The organism is Streptomyces sp. WMMC940 (assembly GCF_027460265.1).
Taxonomy (GTDB): domain Bacteria; phylum Actinomycetota; class Actinomycetes; order Streptomycetales; family Streptomycetaceae; genus Streptomyces.
Window position 1 is genome coordinate 4,955,807 of record NZ_JAPZBC010000001.1, and the last position, 24,918, is coordinate 4,980,724.

Here is a 24,918-nt window from a genome sequence, read left to right on the forward strand (position 1 = left end):
GAGACCCATCCGCAACGCGTTCGTCTGATCCGTCGGACCGCCCCGGACGTCACATTCACAAGTGCCGACGATTTCAGGGGGCGGAGCATGACGGCCTGGACGAGGACGCGACCGACGGAATCTTCGACGGAGTCAGGGGCACCTGCCCGTACCACGAGGGCGGCACTGGCGGCGCTTCTCGCCGGGGCCGTGCTGCTGACCGGGTGCGGCGCGGGGGCGCAGGCCGACCGCTCCTCGGCGGACGGCGGCCGGTACGGCGCGGACGGCGTTCCGGCGCCGATGGCACCCGACGGCGGCGGTCGTGCCGCCGAGGGCGACCGGGACGCCGGGGCGGACGGAACGCAGGGCGGGGAGAAGCGCGACGCGGTCCCCGCGCCGGACCTCGTGTCCACCTTCGCCCTGGACGTGGACACGGCCTCCTACGGCTACGCCCGCCGGGCCCTCGCCGGCGGCCGGCTGCCGGAACCCGGCTCGGTGCGGCCCGAGGAGTTCGTCAACAGCTTCCGCCAGGACTATCCGCGGCCCGAAGGCGACGGTTTCTCGGTGACCGTGGACGGTGCGCGGGTGGAGAGCGGGGAGGGCGGGGACTGGTCGCTGATGCGGGTCGGACTGGCCACGCGCCCGTCGAGCAGGACCGCCGAGCGGCCCCCGGCCGCGCTGACGTTCGTCGTCGACATCTCCGGGTCGATGGCCGAGCCGGGCCGGCTCGACCTGGTCAAGGAATCCCTGGGCATCCTCACCGACCAGCTCCGCGACGACGACTCCATCGCCCTGGTGACCTTCAGCGACGAGGCGGAGACCCGGCTTCCGATGACCCGCCTCGACGGCAACCGCGACCGGGTCCACGAGGTCGTCGCCACCCTGGAGCCGACCGACTCCACCAATGTGGAAGCGGGCGTCAGCACCGGTTACGACGTCGCCGTCGAGGGCCGCAGGCGCGGCGCCAACAACCGCGTCGTGCTCCTCTCCGACGCGCTCGCCAACACCGGCGAGACCGAGGCGGACGCCATCCTGGAGCGGATCGCGAGGGCCCGGAAGGAGTTCGGCATCACGCTCTTCGGCGTCGGGGTCGGCAGCGAGTACGGCGACCAGCTCATGGAGCGCCTCACCAACCGCGGTGACGGACACACGACGTACGTCTCCACCCCCGCCCAGGCCCGGAAGGTCTTCGTCGACCAGCTCCCCGCCCACCTGGAACTGCGCGCCCGTGACGCCAAGGCACAGGTCGCCTTCGACCCCGGGGCGGTCCGGGAGTTCCGCCTCGTCGGATACGAGAACCGGCACGTCGAGAACGAGGACTTCCGCGACGACCGGGTGGACGGTGGCGAGGTCGGCCCCGGCCACGCGGTCACGGCGCTGTACGCGGTGCGGCTGAAGGAAGGCGCCTCCGGTCGCGTCGCCACGGCGACCGTACGCTGGCTCGACCCGCGCACCCGGGCGCCGCACGAGGCGACAGGCACCGTCGAGGCGGCCGGACTCACCGGCGATCTGTGGTCGCGCGGCACCCCGCCACGCCTCCAGGTCAGCGCCGCGGCCGCGTACTTCGCCCAGCGGCTGCGGGGTGCGGAGACCCCCGGCGCGCCCCGGCTGGGTGTCCTTGCGGAACGCGTGGCAGGACTGGCGAGCCGCACGGAGGACGCCTCCGTGCGCCGGCTCGCCGAGTCGATCCGCAGCGCGGACGAGTTGCTGGGCTGAGGACTGGCAGGCGCGGGGCCGGACCGGGTGGCGAAGGTCACCCGGTCCGGCCCGCCGGCTGTCGCCGCTCGCCTCCCCCGACCCCACAAGTGGGCTGCGGCGCATGGTCGTTCGGGTCATGATGAGCACCATGGCCGACCTGCTGCTCGCCCTAGCCGTCATCGCGACCGGTCTGTACGCGGGCTTCATGCTGATCTTCCAGACGGGTGTCATGCCCGCCCTCGCCAGGCTCCCCGACGACCGCTTCGTGCCCGCGATGCGGCGCATCAACGAGGAGGTGCCGCGGCCGGTGTTCCTGGTGGTGTTCCTGGCCGTCGTCGTGTTCCCGGCCGCCGCCCTCGCCGTGCCGGGCGAGGACGGCTCGGCCACCCGGATGTGGCTGGTGCTGACGGCGCTCGTGTGCGCCGCGCTGAACCACCTGGTGACCATCGCCGGGAACATCCCGCTGAACAACGCGCTGGCCTCCTCGGGATCGTCGCCGGACTCCGAGGTCCGCGCCGCCTTCGAGAGCAGGTGGAACCGCCACCACCGGATCCGTACCGCCCTGATCCTCGGCGCGTTCGTCCTCCTCGTCGGCGCGACGCTGGTCTGACGCGAATCCGACGGTGAGACCCGGCCCGGCACCCCGACGCCACCGCGGCCGCCACTCAGCGGCCGGGCAGTGCCTCCCCGCACCGGCTGCAGTACCGGGCGCCGGACTCCGCCGCCAGGCGCCCGCACCCCGGACAGACCCGGTCCAGCAGACAGGCGGCGTCGCCGCCCTCGGACGGCGTCGCCGTCCTGATGGCGAGTCCGGGGCGCCTGCGGTGAACGCTCAGCTGCACCAGGCCGCCGGGCCCCGCGCGGAGCGCCCGCCGGCTGCCGCGCGGCAACCAGACCACCGAGCCCGCGACCACGTCCTGCGGCCTGCCTTCCAGTTCGAGCACTCCGTCACCGGCGGCCACGTACAGCAGCACATCCAGGTCGGGTTCCACATGCCCGGCGATCCGGCCACCGGCGGGCAGCCGCACCAGGTTCGCGTCGAGCTGCCGTGACTCCTCCGCCAGACGCCACAGTGCGCCGGCCCGGTCCGGTGGCAGATCGCCGGTCAGCTCGGTCAGCAGTGCGAGCACGCCTGGCCGGGGAGTGGGCGCCATGTGTCGTTCCTCCTGCGCTCGTGTCCCCACCGGATCCTTCCGGACCCCAAAGCCCGGAATGGTACCCCGTGTTGCGCGTCCGCCCGAGCCGAACAAGCCATGTGTGCCGACCGCCGGAGGGGCCCCGCGGGAGGGCGCCCGCCCGGCCCGCACTGCGCCGGGCGGGTGAGCCGCCCCGCCGTGGCCGTGCCGTGGTGACGCCGCCCTGAACGGGGATGCGCATACGGTCGTCCCGTGTTCTACTCCGTCCGCCCCGACACCGGGGCCCCGAGCCCCGGCACGGATCCGTGCCGGGACGCGGCGACCCGTACCGGGCGCCGGCCGCGGATCGCCTCCGGGCCGGACCGCGGATCCGAGCCGGGAGACCCCTGGGACCCGGGCCCGCGCCCACGGCGGAGCCGGCCCGCCACGACGGGTGAGCCCGCCGCGCAGCGTCACGTGAGGCACCGGGCACGCCCGACTCCCCGTCCGTACGCCGACCATCCGAGGAGCAGTCATGTCCCGTCCCCTCCACTCCCGAGGAGTGCGGCGCATCACCCTGGACGCCGACGGCCTGCCGCTCTCCGCCCTGCTGGCCGTCCCCGCGGGCACACCGCGCGCCACCGTCGTCGCCCTGCACGGCGGGGGCATGAACGCCGGCTACTTCGACGGCCAGGCGGACCCGGACCTGTCCCTGCTCACCCTCGGCGCCCGCCTCGGCTACACCGTCCTCGCGCTGGACCGCCCCGGCTACGGAGCCTCCGCCGAACGGCTGCCCGAGGGCCAGACCCTCGCCGAGCAGGCCGCGACGCTGAGCGCCGCCCTGCACGGCTTCACCTCCGTCCACCCGCACGGCGCGGGCCTGTTCCTGCTCGCGCACTCCTACGGCGGCAAGCTCGCGCTGACGGCGGCCGCGCGGGCCGTCCACGACCGGCTGCTCGGCCTGGACGTCTCCGGCTGCGGCCACCGCTACGACGTCGCCCCGGAGGAACTGCCCGACGAGGGGGCCCACGGAAGCCGCAGGCTGAACTGGGGACCGCTCAGCCTGTACCCGCCGGAGACCTTCACCACCGCGGCCTCGGTCGTGGCCGGGATGCCGGTCCGGGAGCGCACGGAAGCGGCGCGCTGGCCCGAGGAGTTCCCCGCCGTCGCCGCCGACGTACGCGTACCCGTCCGGTTGACGTTCGCCGAGTTCGAGGCCTGGTGGCGCCATGACGACGAGGCGGTGTCCGAGCTGACCGCACAGCTCGCCGCGCCGCGGATCGTGGTGGACCGGCTGCCGGGCGCGGGGCACAACATCAGCCTCGGGTGGGCGGCGCGCGCCTACCATCTGCGGGCGCTGGGCTTCCTGGAGGAGTGCCTGCAGTCCGCAGGCGGCGGCCGGGACGCGTCCGGCAGGCCGCCCGAGCCGCACGCGGCGGCGGTCTGATCGGTGACGGGCCCGTTCCGGTCGCTGGCGGTACGCAACTTCCGGCTCTTCACGGTCGGCCAGGTCGTGTCGGTGGCCGGCACCTGGATGATGATCGTCGCCCAGGACTGGCTGGTTCTCGCCCTGACGGACGACTCCGCCGGTGCGCTCGGGATGGTGACGGCCCTGCAGTTCGCCCCGCTGCTCCTCCTCACCCTCTTCGGCGGTCGCCTGGCGGACCGCCACGACAAGCGGTTGCTGCTGACGGTGGCCAACGCGCTCTCGGCGGTCCTCGCCCTGCTGCTCGCCGCACTCGTGCTGGGCGGGGAGGTGCGCCTGTGGCACATCGGCCTGTTCGCACTGGCGCTCGGCGTCGTCAACGCGGTCGAGGTGCCCGCCCGGGTCTCGTTCGTCAGCGAGATGGTCGGCGCGGAACTGCTGCCGAACGCCTCGGCCCTGAGCGCCGCCTATTTCAGCACCGCCCGGGTCGTCGGGCCGGCCCTGGCCGGAGTGATGATCGCCGCCCTGGGGACGGGCTGGGTGATGCTGCTCAACGCGGCGAGCTATCTGGCGACGGTGGTGGCGCTGCGCATGATGCGCCCGCAGGAACTGCACCGCGGCGCCCCGGAGACCCGGGCGAGGATCGTCGACGGGCTGCGTCATGTGCTGGTCCGGCCGGACCTGGTGCTGCCGCTGGCGCTGCTCGCGGTCGTCGGACTGTGCGGGCTGAACTTCCAGTTGACCCTCCCGCTGCTGGCGAAGACCGTCTTCGGCGCGGACGCGGATGCCTTCGGGCTGCTGACCACGGCGTTCGCCGCCGGCTCGCTCGCGGCGGCGCTCGCCACCACCGCGCGCCGAGACCGTCCGTCGGGCCGGACGGTGGTCGTGTCGGCGCTTCTGTTCGGCGCGCTGGAGACGGTGGCCGGATGGTCGCCGGGTTTCGTGGCCGCCATGGTGCTGCTCGCGCTCACCGGTTTCGCCTCGATCTACTTCGTGCAGGCGGCGAACCACCGCATCCAGCTGGGCAGCGATCCGCGCTACCGCGGCCGGGTCATGGCGCTCTACACCCTGATCGTCCAGGGGTCCACCCCACTGGGCGCACTGGGTACCGGCTGGCTGGCCGAGCGCTTCGGCGCGCGCTCGGGGCTGGTCGTGGGCGGCCTCGTGTCACTGGCCGCCGCGATCGCGGCACTGCTGGTGGAGCGCGCGACGGCGCGGGAGGCAGCGGCGGGGGCGCAAGCGGACCGGACCGGAGCGGCGGGTGCGGCACCTCCGTCGCCGGAATCACCGGAGGCGGCCGAGCCTCCTGGCCCGAGGGAGCGGGACAGGACGGTCTGACCCTCCGGCGTGCTGGGCAGGTGCCCGGCCGCCGGGCACCGTCCGCCGAGCGCGGCGGGCGGGGTCCCGCCCGGGGCCTCCGTCCCGGGCGGACGGATCCACATCCCCCTCCGTGCGGGAGTGGCCGTGCGGCGCCGCCCGTACGCATACCCTGCCTTCAGCGCACCGCCTCAGCAGCCGACCGGGGGACCCCACGTGAGCGACCAGCCGAACCGGCGCGAGCCCGTGCCGTCCACCTCCGCCTGCCGCCCCCGGCAACCCGCGGGCCTCGGGCAGCGCGGCTCGGGCGGAAAGCCGTTCCTGTACGTCGTCGTCTGCGCCGCGGGAATCGCGGGGGGCGTCGGCAAGCTCATCACGGCGGCACAGGAGCGGAACTGGGACGTCGGGGTAGTCGCCACTCCCCAGGGCCTGGACTTCATCGACCGGAACGCCGTCGAGACCCGGACCGGCCACCCGATCCGCTCGGCCTGGCGGCGGCCCGGCGACCCCCGCCCGCTGCCTCCCCCGGACGCGATAGCGGTTGCCCCGGCCACCTTCAACACCATCAACAAGTGGGCGGCCGGGATCTCCGACACCCTGGCGCTGGGCATCCTGTGCGAGGCGTACGGCTCGGGCGTCCCGATCGCCGTGCTGCCGTGCCTGAACGCGGCCCAGGCGGCTCATCCCGCCTACCGGCAGAGCCTGGAGCGGCTGCGGGGGATGGGCGTGCTGATCGGTTCCCACGAGCCGTCCGCGCGGCCCGAGACGGGCGGTGCCGACGTGTTCCGCTGGGAGGAGGCGCTCGAACTGCTCACGCCGAAGCCTGCTCCCTGAACGCGGACCATGCGCTCGCGCCGCGAAGTGGCCGCCTTGGAAGGGCAACGCGCCCCCGGCGGCATCCCGGGGTGGAGCGCGCCCGGTGGCCCGGCGCTTACGCGTCCACTACCACCCGCCCGCTAGGGTGCCTCTGACCAGCAAGAAGGCCCTCCCAGTGGGAGGGCCTGCGGGCCGTGCACGCTGTGCGCCCCCGGCAGGACTCGAACCTGCGGCCAAGCGCTTAGAAGGCGCCTGCTCTATCCACTGAGCTACGGGGGCCCGATGTGGCCTCGGTGGCCTGGAGCCCCTGGTGGGTCGGCCGTGACCTTGCCGGGACAAGGATAGGGCTCCGATCGCCCTGCCCCGGATGCTTCACCTGCGTGGCACGATGTGGAGGTTCAGTGAAGCGAACCGATAATCGCAGGCAGATGCGATTCTTGCAGCGCTTTTTTCACGTCACACCTCGGGTGTTGTGCACTCGTTATGCCTGCGCCCCACTCGTCCCTTCTGTCCCGTCCGTCTGATCGGCGCGCAGGGGGGCTCATACGCTTCAAAAAACCTCCAAAATTGGGCATTCTTCGCATGTGGTGACCATGGAAGTACGGCCTCAGCTCATCGACGCACTCTCCGCCCTGCGCGACCGAGTCGCAGCCGTGCGTCTTCCACTCCCCCTTCCAGGTGCTCCGCGGGCGCGGCAGACGAGAGCCGAGCTGCTCGCGCAGCTCGACGACTATCTGGTGCCCCGGCTGAAGGACCCCGACGCGCCGCTGCTCGCGGTGGTCGGCGGTTCGACGGGAGCCGGCAAGTCCACCCTGGTCAACTCCCTTGTCGGGCGGCGGGTGACCGAGGCGGGGGTATTGCGGCCGACGACGCGCACGCCCGTGCTCGTGTGCCACCCGGACGATCGCCACTGGTTCGCAGACATGCGCGTACTGCCGAACTTCACCCGCGTATGGCTGCCGCAGCAGGACGAGACGGAGCAGTCGCCCGGAACCGCGCGCGGCAGGACGAAGACCAAGGGCAAGCCCGAGGAGAGGGCACTGAGGGTCGAGACCGCGGCGTCGCTGCCGCCCGGGCTGGCCCTGCTCGACGCGCCCGACATCGACTCCCTCGTCGTCGAGAACCGGATCATGGCGTCCGAGCTGATCTGCGCCGCCGACGTATGGATCATGGTCACCACGGCCTCCCGGTACGCGGACGCGGTCCCCTGGCATCTGCTCCGCACGGCCAAGGAGTACGACGCCATGCTCGTGACGGTGCTCGACCGGGTGCCGCACCAGGTGATCAACGAGGTGTCCCGGCAGTACGCGGCACTGCTCACCAAGGCCGGGCTCGGGCACGTACCGCGCTTCACGATCCCGGAGCTGCCCGAGTCCGCGGGTGGCGGCCGGGGGCTGCTCCCGGACACCGCCGTCGCCGCGCTCCGCGACTGGCTGGCGCACCGGGCCCTGGATCCCGCCGCGCGCCAGCAGACGGTCGTCCGTACCGCCGCCGGGGTCATCGATTCGCTGAACGCCCGGATGCCGGAGCTCGCGGGGGCCGTGGCCGCCCAGTACGCGGCCGCCGTGCGTCTCTCCGCGGCGGTCGAGGAGGCGTACGGCGTCGAGACCGAGCGGGTGCGCGAGCAGGTCCGGCGCGGATCCGTCCTCGCCGGTGACGCGCGCACCCGATGGCGGGGTTGGCCACGCGACAGTTCGGCCTGCGAACTCCTCGACGCGCTGGCGGAGAGCCTGACAGCCCTGCTGCAGTGTGCGGTCGCCGCCGCCGACGAGCGGCTCCAGGAGGCATGGAGGCGCGAACCGGCCGGCCCCGCGCTCGCCCGGCACTCACGGGCCGACGGGGAGACGCCCGAGCGCATCGGCATGGCCGTGCGGCGCTGGCGGCGCGTCATCGAGGAACTCGCCGAGGAGGAGGCCCGCGCGATGGAACGCTCCGCCGCACCCGACTCCGAGACGGTCGCCGCGCTGCTCGCCACCGCGCTGCTCGGCGGTCGGCGGGCCAGGGCCGCCGGGGAGCTGCTGGCGGAGCGGATGGGTGCCCAGGGCGCGCTCAGGCTGCGCGACAGGGGCGGGGAGCTGGTGACCACGTACATCGAACGTGTCATGAACGAGGAGCGCGACCGGCGCCTCGCGCCGCTCGACTCCCTCGAACTGTGCCCGGAGCCGCAGGCCGAGCTGATCGCCGCGCTGTCCGTACTGCAGAAGGAGAGGTGACCGCGGTGACGGCAGTCACTGGTGAGACCGAGGACCGCCGCTCGTCGGGCGGAGCCGGGAGCGGGTCCGGGAACGCGTCCGGAGCGCAGGACGAGCCAGGGGCCAGAGGTGATGCCGCGGCCGGGGCGGCCCCGGGGCGCCGTGGCCGCCCCGGCGAGGAGGCCCGTCCCGAGGATGAAGACCCGTCCGCCGGAGGCGGCGAGCGGGCGCGGGTCGACGGGGCCGAGGGCGCCACGGACCCCGCGTCGCGCGCCGAGGGGAAGCGCGAGGGCGGCCCGGAGGCCGGCGCTCCCGAGGAAGGCGACGGAGAGCGATGGGACGACGGCCTGATCGCCCGCAGGGCCGTCGACCCGACCGATCCCGCAGGTGACCACGGCTCGCTCGTCGGCGGCGAAGGGCACGTCCCCATCGGCGGCCCGTACGCCGCCCCGCTGCGCGGCAGGCTGGACGCGCTCCGTGAACTCGTCGGGCTCTCCCGCACCCGCCTCGACGACGAGGCCCTGGCGGAGGCGGGCCGCGTGCTCGACGAGGCGGCGGCGCGGCAGCAGTTGTCGGCGCGGCACACCGTCGTCGCCATCGCGGGCGCCACCGGCAGCGGTAAGTCGACCCTCTTCAACGCCCTGGCCGGGGTGCCGATTTCGGAGACCGGGCTGCGTCGGCCGACGACGTCCGCACCGATCTCGCTCAGCTGGTCCGAAGGCGCCGCCGGGCTTCTCGACCGGCTCGCCATCCCGCCCCGGCTGCGTCGCAGGCCGCTCGCGGGCGGAAGCGGCGACGAGGCGCTCCAGGGCCTCGTCCTGGTGGATCTTCCCGACCACGACTCGGCGATGACGGTGCACCGGGAACAGGTGGACCGGGTCCTCAAGCTCGTCGACGCGGTCATCTGGGTCGTCGACCCGGAGAAGTACGCGGACGCGGCGCTCCACGAGCGCTATCTGCGGCCGCTCGCGGGGCACGCCGAGATCACCTTCGTCGTCCTCAACCAGATCGACCGGCTGCCGGGCGATGCCGCCGACCAAGTGCTGGACGACCTGCGCAGACTGCTCGACGAGGACGGGATGGCGGTCGGTGAGCACGGCGAGCCGGGCGCCACCGTGCTCGCGCTGTCGGCTCTCACCGGTGAGGGCGTCGGTGAGCTGCGAGAACTGCTCGGCCGACTCGTCCAGGAGAAGTCCGCCGCGGCTCGCCGCGTCTCCGCCGACATCGACGCGGCGACCGGTCGGCTGCGGTCCATGTACGTCGCCGACGGGCGGCCGGGTCTCAGCGAGCGGGCCCGGGACGACTTCACCGCCCGGCTGGCGAACGCGGTCGGCGCCACCGCCGTCGGCGAGGAGGCCGAACGCCGGTGGCGCAGGAACGCCGGGAGGGCCTGCGGGACGCCGTGGCTCCGGCTGTGGCGTTGGTACGAACGCGTCCGCATGCCCGGCGGGGGGCTGCCCCAGCCCAAGCAGCCGGCGGAGGAGGAGCTCACGGCCCGTCAGCGCGTCGAGCAGGCGGTGCGGACGGTGGCCGACGACGCTGCCCACGGGCTGCCGGCCCCGTGGGCGCAGGCGGTGCGCGAGGCGGCGGTGCGCGGTGCGGAGGGGCTTCCGGAGGAGCTCGACGACCTGGCCGCCGAACTGGGCACGCCCAGCGGCCGTCTGCCGCGTCCGGCGTGGTGGCCTGCGGCGGTGTTCGTTCAGGTGTGCATGACGCTGCTGCAGGTCTTCGGCGGGCTGTGGCTGGTGGGCCAGATCATCGGGGTGCTGGAGCCGGGACTGCTCCCGCCGGTTCTGGTGATGCTCGCCGGGATCATCGGCGGGCCGCTGGTGGAGTGGGCGTGTGCGGCGGCCGCGAAGGGGCCCGCGAGACGGTACGGGCAGGACGCGGAACGGCGCTTGCGGGAGGCGGCGGCGGCGTGCGGCAGGGCGAAGGTGCTCGATCCGATCGCCGCGGAACTGCTCCGCTACCGGGAGGTGCGGGAGCAGTACGGGGTGGTGTCGTTCAGACGCTGAGCGGGTCTTGGGCCGTCGCGTGCGGAGGTCGGCTGCCGCACGGCGGCGGGCGCCGCTTCCGCGACGGGGCGACGTACCGGTGGCGGTCCGCGCAGGGCCGGCGGAGACGGTTCCGGAGCGACCGGGACACGGCCGGGGCAGCCGGGGAGCGGCCGTCGGACGGCCGTTCAGGAGCACCCCGTCACCCGGGAGGGCGGCGGGGTTCTCCACAGTCGGGTCCGTGTCCACAGGCGCCAGCGGGAATGCGCCCGGCGGCGCAGCATGGATCCGTCGGCGCAGCGGCGCGGACTCCGGAAGCGGACAACGAGGCAGGGGGATCGTCATGAGTGACGTGATGGTGACGCTGGTGGGGAATGTCGCGACGGCCGTGGACTACCGGGAGTCGGCAGCCGGGGGCAGGGCTCGCTTCCGGTTCGCCGTACCCTCGCGGCGGTGGGACCGTCAGCGGGACGGCTGGACCGACGGACCCACGAGCTTCTACACGGTGTGGGCCTGGCGTGCGCTGGGTGCCAATCTCGCGGCGTCGGTCGCGGTGGGCGAACCGCTCGTCGTGCACGGGCGTCTGAGGGTGCGCGAGGAGGAGTGGGAGGGCAAGCTCAGGACGTCGGTCGACGTCGACGCCGTGGCGGCCGGGCACGACCTGACGCGAGGGACGTCGGCATTCCGCCGTGTGACGAGTACGGACGCACAGCTGACGGATCGTCGTGCAGTAGCGTCGGGCGGCACGGCTCCGCCTCCCGTCATGCCGTCAGGAGCACCACTGCGTCCGACGCCATGGGCGCCACCGGCGAACCCGACCGTGCCCGGGCCCTCGGAGGTCCCGGTCGTGGGCGCTCAGCACGCGTCGGCCGTCCCGTCGATGCCACCGGCAGCGGGCGGGGCGACCGAGGCGGACCCGTTCAGCTCGGGCATGTCCGGCTCGGTGGGCCGGACTCGCGCCCCGTCCCTTGCTGCTTCGGCGACGGCGACGGTGACCGGGGGCATGCGGAGTGCCGAGGCGGCCGGGGGCCATACCGCATCTGCTCGTTCCGGCCCGGCATGTGCTCCGGGAACCGGAACCACGCCCGGAGCCCGCGGCTCGACTGCGGCCGATGTCCCCTGACCGCCCCGAGCGGGCATTGCGGAGATTTGTCGACAGCCGAACGGGGGATGCGCCGACGGCGATAACGATTCCGATTCGGAATGGTTATCTGACGGTATGACGGGGGACCGAGTCGCACCACGTCCTTAGGATTCCTCAGTACTCACGGGGCACTTGAGTCTGCCGGCGAGGCAATCCCCCCACGCACCCCACGCGAAAGGGCCTCGCCCGAAGGGGAATTCTGTGTTTACTGCGCTCTCTGTACGCGGGCGGGGCGCCGCCCGGCTCGCCGTGACGGCCCTGGTGTCGGGCCTGTTCGCGGCCGGCGCCCTGGCCTTCGCCGGACCGGCCGCGGCCGAGGACATCCCCCAGCACCAGGGTGGGGTGTCCGCGACGCTGGACGGCCTGACCACCTTCGACCGAGCCGTCCTGCACGACGGCGGACAGCGCCACGAACTCTCTGCCGGACTGTTCGAGATGACCGTCGACGGTGGGGGCAGACTCAAGACCTACTGCATCGACATACACAACCCGACGCAGGAGCAGGCGAAGTACCTGGAGACCCCCTGGGACCAGACCTCGCTCGGCGCCAACAGTGGTGCCGGGAGGATCCGGTGGATCCTGCAGCACTCCTATCCGCAGGTCGACGACCTCATGGCACTGGCCGAACGGGCGGGCACGGGACCGCTCACCGAGCGGACCGCGGCAGCCGGAACACAGGTGGCGATCTGGCGGTACTCGGACGGCGCCGAGGTCGAGGCGCTCGACCCCGCGGCGGAACAACTCGCCGACTGGCTGGAGAAGAAGGCCAAGAACGTCGAGGAGCCCCGTGCCTCGCTGAGCCTGGAGCCGAACGCGGTCTCGGGGAAGGCCGGCGGCCGGCTCGGGCCCATCACGGTCCGCACCGACGCCGACCGGGTGACCGTGACACCGCCCGCGGACTCCGCGGCCAGCGGCGTCATCGTGACGGATGAGGCCGGCAAACCCGTCACCACCGCGGTCGACGGCAGCAGGCTGTACGTCGACGTGCCGGCCGGTGCCACCGACGGCACGGCCGCTCTGAGCCTGCAGGCCACCACCAATGTGCCGGTGGGGCGGGCGTTCTCCGCGGTGACCAAGAGCCAGACGCAGATCCTGGCCGGCTCCAGCCGTTCCACCGTCTCCGCGAGGGCCACCGCCACCTGGGCCACGAAGGGACCGATACCCGCGCTCACCGCGAAGAAGAACTGCGCCGGGGGCGGAATCGACATCACCGCCACCAACAGGGGCGACGAGAAGTTCACCTTCGAGCTGCTGGGGCTCCAGCACGCGATAGCACCCGGTGAGTCCCGCACCGTGACCGTCCCCGTGCCCGAGGACCAGGCCTACGACTTCACGATCACGGGGCCGGGCGGCTTCTCGAGGAACTTCAAGGGCGTGCTGGACTGCAGGACCACCGGCAGCGCCGGTCCCGTCACGGACGAGCCGGAGCCTCGACCCAGCGCGGCCTCGGCAGGCGGCACGGCCGTCGACGAGAACCTGGCGGCGACCGGCGCCTCCGGCGCCACCCCGATCATCGCGGGCGTGGCCATCGGGCTCGTGGTCATCGGCGGCGCCGCGGTCCTCTTCGTACGCAGGAAGAAGGCCCCCTCCGCGGAGGATTGAGCGTCCGACGGCACGCGTCCGGCGGAAGGTCCTGACGGCACCGACGGTTCGGGCGCCCCGGTTCCGGGGCGGTGCCCCTCCGTGACGAGGGCGGGGCACTCCCCGCCGGTGGTCTGCGAGGACTCGCGGCCGTCATGCACGCGGCACCGTCCGGCCCGGGGGCCGCACCGGGGAGCGAGCAGCTCGCCGCCGAAGGACAGCGACCCTCGGGGGCGCTCTGGCGTCACCCGCTGAGATCAACAGCACCGGACACCGGCGACCGCACCCGTCCCGGCGCGGATCCAATCCGGGCCCCGCACTCCACGCGTGCACCGGCGTGGCTGGTGGATGCGATCCGGGTCACCGTGCAGCCGCCGGGCGGATGAGGCAAGTCGCCGAGACCGCAGTGGCCGGGTACTCGCCCTTGCTCAGGGCCGGCTGAGGCCGGTCAGGGCGCTGGTTGGGGGCCGATGGCGACGATCGGTGATGGACCGACCACGCGGGTCATGGGCGAAGGGGCAGGTCAGAGGCGCTTGGTCGGACGGGTTTCGTTCCCGGGGTGGCGGTCAGGCAAGATGGGGTGTATCTGCCCACTCACTGATTGCCGGACGGTTTCTCTTGGCTGAGTACATCTACACCATGCGCAAGACGCGCAAGGCGCACGGCGACAAGGTGATCCTTGACGACGTCACGCTGAGCTTCCTGCCCGGTGCGAAGATCGGTGTGGTCGGCCCGAACGGCGCCGGTAAGTCGACCGTGCTGAAGATCATGGCCGGTCTTGAGCAGCCCTCCAACGGTGACGCCTTCCTCTCGCCCGGTTACAGCGTCGGCATCCTTCTGCAGGAGCCCCCGCTCGACGAGAGCAAGACGGTCCTGGAGAACGTCCAGGACGGTGTCTCGGAGGTCAAGGGCAAGCTCGACCGGTTCAACGAGATCGCCGAGCTGATGGCCACCGACTACTCCGACGCGCTGATGGAGGAGATGGGCAAGCTCCAGGAGGACCTGGACCACGCCAACGCCTGGGACCTCGACGCGCAGCTGGAGCAGGCCATGGACGCGCTGGGCTGCCCGCCCGGCGACTGGCCGGTCACCAACCTCTCCGGTGGCGAGAAGCGCCGCGTCGCACTCTGCAAGCTGCTGCTGGAGTCTCCCGACCTGCTGCTTCTCGACGAGCCCACCAACCACCTGGACGCCGAGTCCGTCCAGTGGCTGGAGCAGCACCTCGCCAAGTACGCCGGCACCGTCGTCGCCATCACCCACGACCGGTACTTCCTGGACAACGTGGCTCAGTGGATCCTCGAGCTGGACCGCGGCCGTGCTCACCCGTACGAGGGCAACTACTCCACGTACCTGGAGAACAAGTCCGCACGTCTCAAGGTCGAGGGCCAGAAGGACGCCAAGCGCCAGAAGCGCCTCAAGGAAGAGCTGGAGTGGGTCCGCTCCAACGCCAAGGGCCGCCAGGCCAAGTCCAAGGCGCGACTCGCCCGCTACGAGGAGATGGCCGCCGAGGCGGAGAAGACCCGGAAGCTCGACTTCGAGGAGATCCAGATCCCGCCGGGCCCGCGACTGGGCAACGTCGTCGTCGAGGTCGAGAACCTCAACAAGGCCTTCGGCGAGAAGGTCCTCATCGACGACCTGAGCTTCACCCTGCCGCGCAACGGCATCGTCGGTGTCATCGGCCCGAACGGCGCCGGCAAGACCACGCTGTTCAAGATGCTCCAGGGCCTGGAGAAGCCGGACTCCGGCCAGATCAAGGTCGGCGACACCGTCAAGATCAGCTATGTCGATCAGAGCCGCGAGAACATCGACCCCAAGAAGACGCTGTGGGCCGTCGTCTCGGACGAGCTGGACTACATCAACGTCGGCCAGGTCGAGATGCCCTCCCGCGCGTACGTCTCGGCGTTCGGCTTCAAGGGCCCGGACCAGCAGAAGCCGGCCGGCGTGCTGTCCGGCGGTGAGCGCAACCGCCTCAACCTGGCGCTCACCCTGAAGCAGGGCGGCAACCTGCTGCTCCTCGACGAGCCGACCAACGACCTCGACGTCGAGACGCTCTCCTCGCTGGAGAACGCCCTGCTCGACTTCCCGGGCTGCGCCGTGGTCGTCTCCCACGACCGCTGGTTCCTCGACCGGGTCGCCACGCACATCCTGGCGTACGAGGGCGACTCGAAGTGGTTCTGGTTCGAGGGCAACTTCGAGTCCTACGAGAAGAACAAGATCGAGCGGCTCGGCCCGGACGCGGCTCGCCCGCACCGTGCCACCTACAAGAAGCTCACCCGGGGCTGAGGCAGGCAGCAAGTGGCTCGGCACATCTACAGTTGTCCCCTGCGCTGGTCGGACATGGACGCCTTCGGGCACGTCAACAACGTGGTCTTCCTCCGCTACTTGGAGGAGGCCCGCATCGACTTCATGTTCCGGCTGGCACCGGGGAACGGCTCCCCGTCGTTCTCCGGCGGGTCCGTCGTGGCCCGTCATGAGATCGACTACGTACGCCCGCTCGTGCACCGCCACGAACCGGTGACCGTCGAGTCCTGGGTGACGAAGGTCGGCGCGGCGTCGCTCACGATCGCCTACGAGATCAAGGACCCGGACCAGGTGTACGTCCGGGCCTCGACCGTCGTCGTCCCGTACGACCTGGCGGCCGGGCGTCCGCGCCGTATCACCGCCGAGGAGAAGTCCTTCCTCCAGGAGTACCTGGACGAAGGCGTGAAGGACGCGCTCGCGGCATGACTGCACCCGTGCAGACCCTTCGGCTGGCCGATGTCCGGGAGGCGGCGGACCTCGCCGCCTTCCTCGGGCGGCTGATCCACTACGACCGCGCCGCCGCCGTGCGGCTGCAGGCCGGCGGGGGAGCGCTCGCCGTTTTCGGCCGGCCGCCGTCGTTCGAGGTCCTGGCGATCCGGACGGCGCGGCTGGCGGAACCGGTCGAGCTGGACACGACCGTGTCCGCGGGTGAACTGCTGGAGTCCGTCGAGGGCTCGGCGCTCGCCGTACCGCCCGCCGTCACGGGTCCGCCGTGGGCGGGGGTGCTGCCTCCCCGCGGAGGCTGGCGAGAGCTCCCGGGGCTGCCCGAAGTCGACCGGATGCGGGGCGCGGTGGCCGCCGCGGTCGCCGAATTCCGTTCACGGGACGAGGCGTTGCCCGTCGAGCGGCGCACCCGCGCCGAGCGCGACCGGATCGGCCGCGAGATCTGGTCCCGGACCCTCGACGAGACGGGCCTGCCACTGCGGGCCGTGCACGCCGCCCAGTCCCTGGGCTTTCTGCGCCCCACTCCGGACGGAGTCCCGGGCGCCGCGCTCCTGACCTCCGGCGGCTGGCTCCGGCTGCGCTCGCCGTTCGGCTCGGTCGCGGTACGCAGGGCGGGGCTCGGCGCGCTGAACGTCACTCCCGCCTGACCCGGAGAACCCCCGGACCGGTTCCGGGCCGTGCCCCGCCGGGTTCCGGGCAACGCCCCGAAGTGGCCGCGGCCCGCCCCGGCCCGGCCTGCGCCTGGCGCACGCGTCCGTGGCCCGTGGTCCCGTGTGCCCCGCCGGGTTCCGGGCCACCCCCGAACCGTCCGGCCACGTCCCGAACGTCCGGCCACCCCCAACCGTCCGGCCACCCCCAACCGTCCGGCCACCCCCAACCGTCCGGCCACCCCCGAACCGTCCGGCCACGCCTTGCCCCGGCCCGGCCAGGACCCCGGCCCGGCCCGGATCTTGACCGGCCCGCGCCCGGCGCACGCGTCCGTGGCCCGACGTCTGCCAGCCTCCGGCAGCGGTCCGTCGTGCCTCCCGTATTCGTCAGCCGTCCCGCTTCGGACCCGGTCCCGCACCGCCCCCGTCCCGGCCGATCGACCCACCCGGTCCCGCCCGGCTGTATGCCCGCTCCGTCGTCCCCGCACCGGGATCCGATCCGCTCCCGTCCGGCCCCGGTCAGTCGCCGCGCGGCACCCAGCGGTGGGTGAACCGGCTCGACAGCAGGCCGCCGGCCACGGTCGCCCCCGTGCAGAGCACCACGGCCGTCACCAGCCCGCCGGCGAGCAGCGGGAGCGGGGAGTCGCCCGACGGGGCCAGGAACGCGAGGTTGACCGCTCCGAGCAGCCCGGCGAACGCCGTCGCCAGTGCCAGGGCACAGGCCGTGGGCACGCCCATGCCCCACCACGCGGTCCGCAGATGGAACCGTACGCCCGAGGTGTAGCCGGCCAGCGGGCGCAGTTCGTCCGCCCGGTCGAGATAGGCGTGCAGCAGCCCCGCGGCACCGGTGAGCGCGAGGAGAACGAAGCCGGGTGCGGCGATCAGGACGACCCAGCCGGCGATACGTGCGCGGGCTGTCGCGCCGATGACGTACTCGTCGCCCGGCACCACCACCGACGGAGCGGCGAGCGTCGCGAAGGCCGCCCGGCTGACGTGTTCCCGGCCGTCGGCCCTACGGGTCAGCACGACGTAGTCGCCCTTCCCGCCCGTCAGCCGGGCTCGTGACGCCTCCGACCGCACGTTCACCTCGCCGGAGCTCATCCAGCGCAGCGCCTCGGTGCGGGCGGTGCGCTCGCGGAACACCCGCACGGCCGGGGCCGGCTCGGCGCCTGGGCAGACGGACAGGGGAGCCAGCGCCGCCAGATCGCGACAGTGTCCCATGAGCACCGGTGGGGCGCCCTCCCCGCCCGGTGCCAGGCGCAGCACACGGTCCCCGGCTCCGAGGGCCGACAGGAACCTCGCCCGCGCCTTCTCGTCGCCGGCCCCCTCGGAGACATGGAGCAGCTTTCCGTCCAGTCGCCGGGCGAGTGACGTGGCGTGGCGGGCTTCGGACGTCAACTCCGTGATCAGGACCTGGACCTGGGTCAGCAGGCCCAGGAGCACGGCGAGCGAGGCGCAGGAGCGGGCGATGACCGCGGGATGGGCCGCTGCCCAGCGCCCTCCGATCAGCCGGGCGGCGTCTCCCCGTCCGCGTACGGTCAGCCGTACGGCCGCCCGGGCCGCGGCCCGTCCCAGCAGCGGCGGAAGCCCGGCCATGGCGAGGACCAGGCCGAGAATGAAGATCCGGACCCCCGTCTGATGCCCGATCACCGCGCCCCACAGGGCCAGGAGCGTGCCGAGGCCGCAGAGACGTCCGGGCCAGGCGGACGGCCGGTCCCGTCCCGGCCGTGGCCGGTTTCCCCCGGCGGGACGGACGCGCAGGTGGAGTGCCGCGAACGACAGGCACAGGGCCGCCAGGACCGGCAGCAGGGCGAGCGGGAACCACAGGCGCAGCGGGGCGAGATCGGCTGCCGCGATCGCGTGACCGGTGACGGGCAGCCGTACGCCGGTCAGGGTCACGGCCATCAGGGGTACGGCCGCCGCCGCGGTGCCCAGCGCCAGGGGGCGCAGGCACTCGCCCACGGCGATCCGTGCGCGTACGGACCGCCCGGCGCCGATGGCGTGCAGGACGGCGAGCCGCCGGTCGCGCTGTCGGGCGCCGAGACGGGAGGCGGTGACGAGCAGGACCGCGACGGGAAGCCCGAGCAGGGGAGCGATCAGCAACCGGACGTCGGACTCCGCGCGGTCGAAGGTCTGGCTGGCGAAGTCGGACGCATCCGGGAGCGGTGTGCCGTAGCCGACGATGCCGGAGATGCCTCCGGGGCCGGGGGAGAGCGCGGTCCCGGGTGGCGGCCTCCGGTACACGAGGAACTCGGAGGGCTCGGCGAGTCCGTCCGCGGCGATGGTTCCGGCCTGCTTCCCGTAGCGCGTGGACGCCGCCGGCAGGGCTTCCAGCAGGGCGGGGGAGACGAACGCCTCGCCCGGTTCCGGCCGGCGCGGCAGGCCCGGTGGCAGCGGGGCGTCCGCGACGAGGGGTTCGATCGTGACGACGGAGAAGCTCCTGTCGCCGACGACGTCGCGGCTGTCCCACCACCGCGCTGTGGGGAGTGTGCCGGGCTCGGCCGCGGCGCGTAACGGGTGGCGGGCCGACGTCCGCAGGTCGCGGCCGTCGTACGCGGCGTCGGTGACCTGCAGTCCCCAGACCAGCAGGGTGGCGCCCATCGCGGCGAGCACCAGGCAGAGCGCCTGGAGGACGTGGCGCGGATCCCGGCGCACCGGGGACAGCCGGCGTCCCAGGGCGAGCAACTGGGCCGTGGCGCCTCGCCGGGTGGTCCGCGTCATGCCCCCGCCGTCGTCGTGTCGTGCGCGGTGCCGGGTGCGGAGTCGCGCAGCGTGCCCTCGCGCAGGGTCAGCAGACGGTCCGCGCGGTGGGCGACCACCGGATTGTGGGTCACCAGGACCAGCGCGCAGCCGTACCGGGCGGGTAGCCGGAACAGCATGTCGCAGACGTCCTCGGTGGTGCGTTCGTCCAGGGAGCCGGTCGGTTCGTCGGCGAGGACCAGCGGTGGTCGTGTGGACAGGGCCCGGGCCACCGCGACGCGCTGGCGCTCCCCGCCCGACAGCACGCTCGCGGGCGAGTCCGCGACCTCTCCGACGCCGAGCTCACCGAGGAGGGTCTCGGCGGTGCCGTAGGCGTCGCGCCGCCTCCTGCCGGCGATCAGCAGGGGGAGCGCCGCGTTCTCGACCGCGCTCAACTCCGGTAGCAGTTCGCCGAACTGGTGGACGAAGCCGATGGTGCGCAGACGCCACGCCGCGGCCCGCCCGGGCCGCAGCGCGGAGATGTCCGTGCCGTCCACCCTGATGGTCCCGGCCTGCGGGGTGTGCAACCCGGCGAGGCACGACAGCAGCGTGGTCTTGCCGCTGCCGCTCGGCCCCATGACGGAAAGGGACGTCCCCGCCCGGGCGCTCAGGTCCGCATCGCGCAGCAGCGTGCGCCTGCCGATCGCGCAGGTGAGGCCGCGGACCTCCAGAGTGGGCGCGGCCATGGCTACGGGTGCTGCTTCCAGGCGGAGCAGGCGTCGGGGAACACCGGGATGTTCTCGCACGCCTGGATCCGGTGGACGGGGTACGTGCCGGTCGTCGAGGTCCTGCAGTACCCGTCCCTCTCCTCCACCCGGGCGACCGTGTCGGGGACGGTGCGCTTGAAGTTCGCGTAGACGTTGAAGCCGTCGACCTCCCGGTCGCAGACTCCCGCGGCCTTGTGGTTGTAGGTGATGAACCCGAAGTCGTCGCCCTGGTACACGTAGAAGTTGTCGCCGTACGCCGCGCGCGCTCCCAGCAACGCCGTCGTCGTGCCGATCAGTACCGCGCCCACTCGCAAGGTTCCCCGACGCACGTCGAAGCCTCCACAGGAAGAGGGCACCCGCCGGATGCGGATGCCCGTTCGATGTGTTGCGGCTGTGAACTTATGGGGTGTGTGCGGTGAGCGGGTACGGGCCGGGACCGAGACGGCCGGAAGTCGGCGAGCTGTGGCCTGAAGTGACCGGACGGTGACGCTTCGTGCGGGAGGCCCGGGGGTCGGTCCGAGCGTCAGCCCGCCGTGTTCACCATCGAGGCGGCGGCGTACGTGAGGTAGTTCCAGAGCTGACGCTCGTGCTCCTCGGAGAGGCCGAGTTCGTCGACCGCGACCCGCATGTGCCTGAGCCAGGCGTCGTGCGCGGCCCTGTCGACGGTGAACGGGGCGTGGCGCATGCGCAGTCGGGGGTGACCGCGGTTGTCGCTGTAGGTGCGGGGGCCGCCCCAGTACTGCATCAGGAAGAGCGTGAGGCGCTCCTCGGCCGGGCCCAGGTCCTCCTCCGGGTACATCGGCCGCAGCAGGGGGTCCCCGGCGACGCCCTCGTAGAAACGCCGCACGAGGCGGCGGAAGGTCTCCTCGCCGCCCACCTGCTCGTAGAAGGTCTGCTCCTGAAGTGTGCCCCGCGGAATCTCGTTCACCGCTCCATGGTCTCAGACGGGCCGGACGAGGACGCGGGGCCCAGGAACCCCGGACCGAAGTGCACTCCGGTCCGGAAGTCCCCGTCCGGGGTGCTCGCCTCCCGTACCGGCCCGCAGGACAGTGGAGGCATGGGTGCGGACCGGGACGCGCGCACGGTACGGGACCCCTACGCCGGGCCCGCCGCCGAGGTGCGCGCGGCGCTGGTGCGGAGGATCGCCGCGGCCGGCGCGCTGCGGGACCCGGCCTGGCGTGCGGCTTTCGCGGAGGTTCCGCGCCATCTGTTCGTGCCGTACTACTACGTGTCGACCTTCGCCGGGTACGAGCGGCTCTGGTCGGGCGACTCCGAGCCGGACCGCCGCGAGCGCTGGCTGAGGGGCGCGTACTCCGACGGCCCGCTCGCCACCCGCGTCCGCGACGGCGAACTCGTCTCCTCCAGCAGCCAGCCGTCCCTGATGGCGCGGATGCTGGAGGCGCTGGAGGTGGAGGACGGGCACCGCGTGCTGGAGATCGGCGCGGGCACCGGTTACAACGCGGCACTGCTGGCGCACCGGCTGGGGGACCCGCTGGTGACGACCGTCGACCTGGACCCGGAGATCGCCGAGGCCGCGCGCCGCCATCTCGCGGCCGCCGGCCACCACCCGGCCGTGATCACCGGTGACGGTGCGCGCGGCTGCCCGGGGCGCGCCCCGTTCGACCGCATCATCGCCACCTGCGCCCTTCCGTCGGTACCGCGGGCCTGGCTCGAGCAGTGCGTGCCGGGTGGACTGCTCCTCGCCCCGCTCGCCAACGGGCTGGTCGCGCTGCGGGTGCGTGACGAAGGCCGCGCGGAGGGGCGCTTCCTGCACACGCCCGCGTACTTCGTCCCGCTGCGCGGAGGCGGGCCGGTGAGGACATCGGTCCCGCATGTGGGCGGGTTGCCGAGGCGCGTGGCGGAGAGCGAGCAGTTCCGCTTCCTGCTCACGCTGACCGCGGGCGTGCTGGATCCGCACGAAGCGCTCTCGCTCTGGCAGCGCGAAGGCCGGCCGGAGCGGGAGCGCTTCGGGGTCACCGTCAGCGGAGACAGCCAGTGGGCGTGGCTGGACGACCCCGAGGGCCCGTACGCCTGGACCCTGGGCGCGACCGGCCCCGACCGGTGAACGCCGTCGTGAGCGCCGTCAGCCCCGACGGATGGTGATCGTCGTCCAGGCGCCCACGTGCACCCGGTCGCCGTCCCGCAGGGGGACGGGGACGTAGGGCTGGATGGGGTCCTCGGCGCCGTTCACCGTCGTGCCGTTCGTGGAGTTCTGGTCGACGACGGCCCAGGAGCCGTCGGGCTGCTGGACCAGCACGGCGTGCTGGTGCGAGACGCCCGGGTCCTCCGGCGGCACCGACAGGTCGATGTCGGGCGACTCGCCGGTGGAGTGCCGGCGGCGGCCGATGGTCACCTCGTTGCCCGAGAGCGCGAGCTGCTGCTCCGGTGAGTACGCGGGCAGGTTCAGCCCGGCGGCCTCGGGGCCGCTGCGCTGCATCATCGCCATGAAGTACTCGCGGTCGGGCGCGATGACCGCGGTCCAGCCCGCGGGCTCGTACGGTACCTGCTGCGGAGGGGGCGCCGGGTGCTGCTGTCCGGGATGGTGCGGAGCGTGCTGCTGCGAGGGCGGGGAGATCATCCAGTCGTCGTCACCGCCGCCCTGCGGCCGCTGCGGCGGGGCCGGAACGGCCTGCGGGAAGCCGGGAGGGGCGGGCGGGCCGGCGGGGAACCCCTGCTGCTGCGGAGGCGGGGCCGGCCTGCTGAACTCGGGCGGCCCCGGGGGCCGGTGCCGCCCGGGCGACTCGGAGACGTCCGAGGAGCCGGACGTGCCCGGCTGGGGGAACGGCGGCGGGGCCGGCGGTCCGGCCTGTGGCGGCCGGGGTGCCGGGGGTTCGCCGCCGATCGGCTCGGCGGGCCGGTTCATCTGCGAGGGCCGCGAGCTCTGGTAGTCGAACGGGTCCGGTGGGCGCGGCGGCTGCTGGGCCTGGAAGCCGGGCGGCAGGTTCAGACCGGGCGGCGGCCCGCCGGGCCCGCCGGGTCCGCCCGGGCCGCCGGGTCCCCCTCGGTGGGGCGGGGCCACGGGGGTGTACGACGTCGCCGTGTTCGTGAGGAAGTTCCAGCGGCACTCCTCGCAGAAGGGTGCCATCGGCTCGCGGGGTGTACGGCACTGCGGGCACAGCTCCGCCTGGGCCGTGGCGTTCGGGTCGCCCGGCCCCGGGTAGCCGTAGCCCGGCGCGGGCGGCGGCGAAGGAGCCGGCGGGGGAGGAGGCGGCGGAACCGCGCCCGCCGGAGCCCCCGCCCCGGCCATGCGATGGCCGCAGACCTCGCACCAGTCGTCGGAACCCGACTGGTGTCCGTTCGGGCAGGTCGGCATGTCGGCGCTTCCCCCTCTCCTCCGTCCGGCCGGCGAGCCGGACACCTTTTGCTCTTCGTCGTTTCTCGACCGCTGTCGGCTGGTCCGTGTTCGCCGCGTGTCTACTTCTTCACGCGAACTGTCTTCGTGGAGCGCGTTTCGAGTGTCATCTCGTCCGCTTCCGTGACCCTTGCCTTCAGCCGCACAGTACCCGTCGCCGCGTCGACGACGTCCACCACCTTCGCCAGCAGCTTTGCGGTGTCCTCGTTGCCGGAGGCCGCCGCGAGCATGACGGCGCGGCCGAGTTTCGCGGTGGCGTTGTCGAAATCTCCCGACTTGCGGGCATCCAGTCCCTGTTGAATGACCTCCGCCAATTCGGCCTGGCCGGTGTAGTGCGCGACCTGGGGACTGATGGAGGTCGAAGCCGCCACGTCGTCGGTCCACACCGCCCGCACGAGCCCCTGGGCGAGGGGTCGCGGGGTGCCGTCGGCCGGATCCGGAATGATCAGGGAGGCCCGTGCCGCCAGCATCTCCCGGCCGACGCCCGCCTCCGGCACCCGCACGCACACGTGGTAGTCGCGGGACTCGTCGCCCCACGAACCCGTCGGATAGTCCCCGGCGCGCGGCCCCGCGTCCGTGCGCCGGCCGGTCAGGTCCTCGACCGTGGGTGCCACCTGCTTGACGAACACGATCTCAGCGCCGACGGGCGTCCAGAGCCGCAGTGCCACGTCCGCGACCTCCTTGCCCATCGCGTTCTCCATCATCCGCGTGAAGTCGGCGGCGAGCCCCGACGGGTCCGCGACGATGTCGGCCGTGCCGAGCAGCGCGGAGGCGATGCCGGTGACCTCCTTGACCTCCCAGTCCGTGCCCACGCCGCGCGCGTCGCAGGTGAACCGACCCGCGCAGGCGTCCAGCGCGGCCCTCAGCTCCTCCGGCGCCTCGTGCTCGTTGCGCCCGTCGGTGAGCAGGATGCCGTGCCGGATGGACACGTCGGCGTCGCCGAGCAGCCGGTCGGCCAGCCTCAGCCAGGTGCCGATCGCGGTTCCGCCGCCGGCGCTCAGTCTGCGCAGCGCCTCCTTGGCCTCGGCCCGTGTCGTCGCGTCGGCGGTCGCCAGCCGCCCGCCGCCCGGGTACACCTCGGCGGCCACGTGTGTGCCCGAGACCACGGCGAAGGCCGTGCCGTCGCGCAGGGTGTCGATCGCCGCGACCGTGGCGTCGCGCGCGTTGCGCATCTTCGTGGCCGGATAGTCCATGGAACCCGAGCAGTCGACCATCACGACCACGGCGGCTTCCGTCCGCCGCCCGGGTATGGACGAAGGGGAAGCGGAAGCTCCGGCGATGGGAAGGCCACCGCTCGTACCGCCGCCGGTGGAGGTGACCGTCACGATCGCGTTGACCTCGCGCCCGCCCTCGGGCAGGAACTCGTTCTGGTACACCTCGACGGAGAACCGCGGCACGTTCGACTTGGAGAAATTGGCCATCTGAACTGGCTCCTCGAGGCTCAGCTGGGCAGACAGACAGGGTGA

At 73.2% G+C, this 24,918-nt stretch carries 19 protein-coding genes, 1 tRNA gene and 1 pseudogene; 13 read left to right on the forward strand and 8 right to left on the reverse strand.

Features of this window, described 5'->3' with window-relative positions; translation table 11 throughout:
* Nucleotides 1-87 precede the first annotated feature (87 nt).
* On the forward strand, nt 88-1,695 hold the full coding sequence (locus O7595_RS21815) for a vWA domain-containing protein (protein ID WP_269730331.1): 1,608 nt from the start codon (nt 88-90) through the stop codon (nt 1,693-1,695).
* Between the two features lie 130 nt (nt 1,696-1,825).
* Nucleotides 1,826-2,287, forward strand: coding sequence for an anthrone oxygenase family protein (locus O7595_RS21820; protein ID WP_269732574.1), 462 nt, complete (start codon nt 1,826-1,828; stop codon nt 2,285-2,287).
* Nucleotides 2,288-2,342: 55 nt separating this feature from the next.
* On the opposite strand, the gene O7595_RS21825 is transcribed toward O7595_RS21820, so the two are convergent.
* A complete protein-coding gene (locus O7595_RS21825; protein WP_269730332.1) occupies nt 2,343-2,831 on the reverse strand; it encodes a hypothetical protein in 489 nt (162 codons plus the stop codon).
* 496 nt (nt 2,832-3,327) lie between these two features.
* On the opposite strand from O7595_RS21825, the gene O7595_RS21830 reads away from it, so the two are divergent.
* The 3 genes from O7595_RS21830 (at nt 3,328) to O7595_RS21840 (ending at nt 6,369) form a co-directional block, all read left to right on the forward strand.
* The gene (locus O7595_RS21830; RefSeq protein ID WP_269730333.1) at nt 3,328-4,239 is read left to right on the forward strand and encodes an alpha/beta hydrolase; all 912 of its coding nucleotides are present in this window, start codon (nt 3,328-3,330) and stop codon (nt 4,237-4,239) included.
* 3 nt (nt 4,240-4,242) lie between these two features.
* Complete coding sequence (locus O7595_RS21835) at nt 4,243-5,556, forward strand: MFS transporter (protein WP_269730334.1); 1,314 nt, start codon at nt 4,243-4,245, stop codon at nt 5,554-5,556.
* Between the two features lie 300 nt (nt 5,557-5,856).
* The gene (locus O7595_RS21840; protein WP_269732575.1) at nt 5,857-6,369 is read left to right on the forward strand and encodes a flavoprotein; all 513 of its coding nucleotides are present in this window, start codon (nt 5,857-5,859) and stop codon (nt 6,367-6,369) included.
* Nucleotides 6,370-6,557: 188 nt separating this feature from the next.
* On the opposite strand, the gene O7595_RS21845 is transcribed toward O7595_RS21840, so the two are convergent.
* Nucleotides 6,558-6,630: transfer RNA gene (locus O7595_RS21845), tRNA-Arg, on the reverse strand.
* A gap of 314 nt (nt 6,631-6,944) precedes the next feature.
* Here O7595_RS21845 and O7595_RS21850 point away from each other — a divergent pair.
* The 7 genes and pseudogenes from O7595_RS21850 to O7595_RS21880 all read left to right on the forward strand — a co-directional run bounded on the left by O7595_RS21850 (nt 6,945) and on the right by O7595_RS21880 (nt 16,654).
* A complete protein-coding gene (locus tag O7595_RS21850; protein WP_269732576.1) occupies nt 6,945-8,564 on the forward strand; it encodes a dynamin family protein in 1,620 nt (539 codons plus the stop codon).
* Complete coding sequence (locus O7595_RS21855) at nt 8,561-10,558, forward strand: GTPase (RefSeq protein WP_269730335.1); 1,998 nt, start codon at nt 8,561-8,563, stop codon at nt 10,556-10,558. Before O7595_RS21850 ends, O7595_RS21855 begins: the two co-directional genes overlap by 4 nt.
* Before the next feature lie 322 nt (nt 10,559-10,880).
* Nucleotides 10,881-11,297 (forward strand): annotated as a pseudogene (locus O7595_RS21860) (single-stranded DNA-binding protein); the annotation flags it as partial.
* Nucleotides 11,298-11,882: 585 nt separating this feature from the next.
* Nucleotides 11,883-13,283 (forward strand): Cys-Gln thioester bond-forming surface protein, encoded by a 1,401-nt coding sequence (locus O7595_RS21865; RefSeq protein ID WP_269730336.1) that lies wholly within the window; start codon nt 11,883-11,885, stop codon nt 13,281-13,283.
* A gap of 597 nt (nt 13,284-13,880) precedes the next feature.
* Nucleotides 13,881-15,545 (forward strand): energy-dependent translational throttle protein EttA, encoded by a 1,665-nt coding sequence (gene ettA, locus O7595_RS21870; protein WP_269730337.1) that lies wholly within the window; start codon nt 13,881-13,883, stop codon nt 15,543-15,545.
* Between the two features lie 12 nt (nt 15,546-15,557).
* Nucleotides 15,558-15,989: an acyl-CoA thioesterase gene (locus tag O7595_RS21875; protein ID WP_269730338.1), complete on the forward strand. Its 432-nt coding sequence runs from the start codon at nt 15,558-15,560 to the stop codon at nt 15,987-15,989.
* On the forward strand, nt 15,986-16,654 hold the full coding sequence (locus O7595_RS21880) for a hypothetical protein (RefSeq protein WP_269730339.1): 669 nt from the start codon (nt 15,986-15,988) through the stop codon (nt 16,652-16,654). Before O7595_RS21875 ends, O7595_RS21880 begins: the two co-directional genes overlap by 4 nt.
* A gap of 519 nt (nt 16,655-17,173) precedes the next feature.
* Here O7595_RS21880 and O7595_RS21885 read toward each other — a convergent pair.
* The 4 genes from O7595_RS21885 to O7595_RS21900 form a co-directional block, all read right to left on the reverse strand.
* Nucleotides 17,174-19,375 (reverse strand): hypothetical protein, encoded by a 2,202-nt coding sequence (locus O7595_RS21885; RefSeq protein WP_269730340.1) that lies wholly within the window; start codon nt 19,373-19,375, stop codon nt 17,174-17,176.
* A complete protein-coding gene (locus O7595_RS21890) occupies nt 19,372-20,079 on the reverse strand; it encodes an ABC transporter ATP-binding protein (RefSeq protein ID WP_269730341.1) in 708 nt (235 codons plus the stop codon). Before O7595_RS21890 ends, O7595_RS21885 begins: the two co-directional genes overlap by 4 nt.
* Before the next feature lie 2 nt (nt 20,080-20,081).
* Nucleotides 20,082-20,408, reverse strand: a complete 327-nt coding sequence (locus tag O7595_RS21895; protein ID WP_269730342.1) for a hypothetical protein — start codon at nt 20,406-20,408, stop codon at nt 20,082-20,084.
* A gap of 215 nt (nt 20,409-20,623) precedes the next feature.
* Complete coding sequence (locus O7595_RS21900; protein ID WP_269730343.1) at nt 20,624-21,028, reverse strand: globin; 405 nt, start codon at nt 21,026-21,028, stop codon at nt 20,624-20,626.
* Between the two features lie 129 nt (nt 21,029-21,157).
* On the opposite strand from O7595_RS21900, the gene O7595_RS21905 reads away from it, so the two are divergent.
* Nucleotides 21,158-22,165: a methyltransferase domain-containing protein gene (locus tag O7595_RS21905; protein WP_269730344.1), complete on the forward strand. Its 1,008-nt coding sequence runs from the start codon at nt 21,158-21,160 to the stop codon at nt 22,163-22,165.
* 18 nt (nt 22,166-22,183) lie between these two features.
* Here the strand turns inward: O7595_RS21905 and O7595_RS21910 are convergent, their stop codons facing one another.
* Both O7595_RS21910 and O7595_RS21915 read right to left on the reverse strand, forming a co-directional pair.
* Nucleotides 22,184-23,413, reverse strand: a complete 1,230-nt coding sequence (locus tag O7595_RS21910; RefSeq protein WP_269730345.1) for an FHA domain-containing protein — start codon at nt 23,411-23,413, stop codon at nt 22,184-22,186.
* 101 nt (nt 23,414-23,514) lie between these two features.
* On the reverse strand, nt 23,515-24,873 hold the full coding sequence (locus tag O7595_RS21915; RefSeq protein WP_269730346.1) for a vWA domain-containing protein: 1,359 nt from the start codon (nt 24,871-24,873) through the stop codon (nt 23,515-23,517).
* Between the last annotated feature and the right edge of the window lie 45 nt (nt 24,874-24,918).

Excerpts from the sequence above, each read along its gene's own strand:
- O7595_RS21815 (WP_269730331.1), top strand. The coding sequence starts at position 88 with ATGACGGCCTGGACGAGGACGCGACCGACGGAATCTTCGACGGAGTCA.
- O7595_RS21910 (WP_269730345.1), bottom strand. The coding sequence starts at position 23,413 with ATGCCGACCTGCCCGAACGGACACCAGTCGGGTTCCGACGACTGGTGC.
- O7595_RS21880 (WP_269730339.1), top strand. The coding sequence starts at position 15,986 with ATGACTGCACCCGTGCAGACCCTTCGGCTGGCCGATGTCCGGGAGGCG.
- O7595_RS21885 (WP_269730340.1), bottom strand. The coding sequence starts at position 19,375 with ATGACGCGGACCACCCGGCGAGGCGCCACGGCCCAGTTGCTCGCCCTG.
- O7595_RS21890 (WP_269730341.1), bottom strand. The coding sequence starts at position 20,079 with ATGGCCGCGCCCACTCTGGAGGTCCGCGGCCTCACCTGCGCGATCGGC.
- O7595_RS21825 (WP_269730332.1), bottom strand. The coding sequence starts at position 2,831 with ATGGCGCCCACTCCCCGGCCAGGCGTGCTCGCACTGCTGACCGAGCTG.
- O7595_RS21905 (WP_269730344.1), top strand. The coding sequence starts at position 21,158 with ATGGGTGCGGACCGGGACGCGCGCACGGTACGGGACCCCTACGCCGGG.
- O7595_RS21850 (WP_269732576.1), top strand. The coding sequence starts at position 6,945 with ATGGAAGTACGGCCTCAGCTCATCGACGCACTCTCCGCCCTGCGCGAC.
- O7595_RS21820 (WP_269732574.1), top strand. The coding sequence starts at position 1,826 with ATGGCCGACCTGCTGCTCGCCCTAGCCGTCATCGCGACCGGTCTGTAC.
- O7595_RS21830 (WP_269730333.1), top strand. The coding sequence starts at position 3,328 with ATGTCCCGTCCCCTCCACTCCCGAGGAGTGCGGCGCATCACCCTGGAC.
- O7595_RS21915 (WP_269730346.1), bottom strand. The coding sequence starts at position 24,873 with ATGGCCAATTTCTCCAAGTCGAACGTGCCGCGGTTCTCCGTCGAGGTG.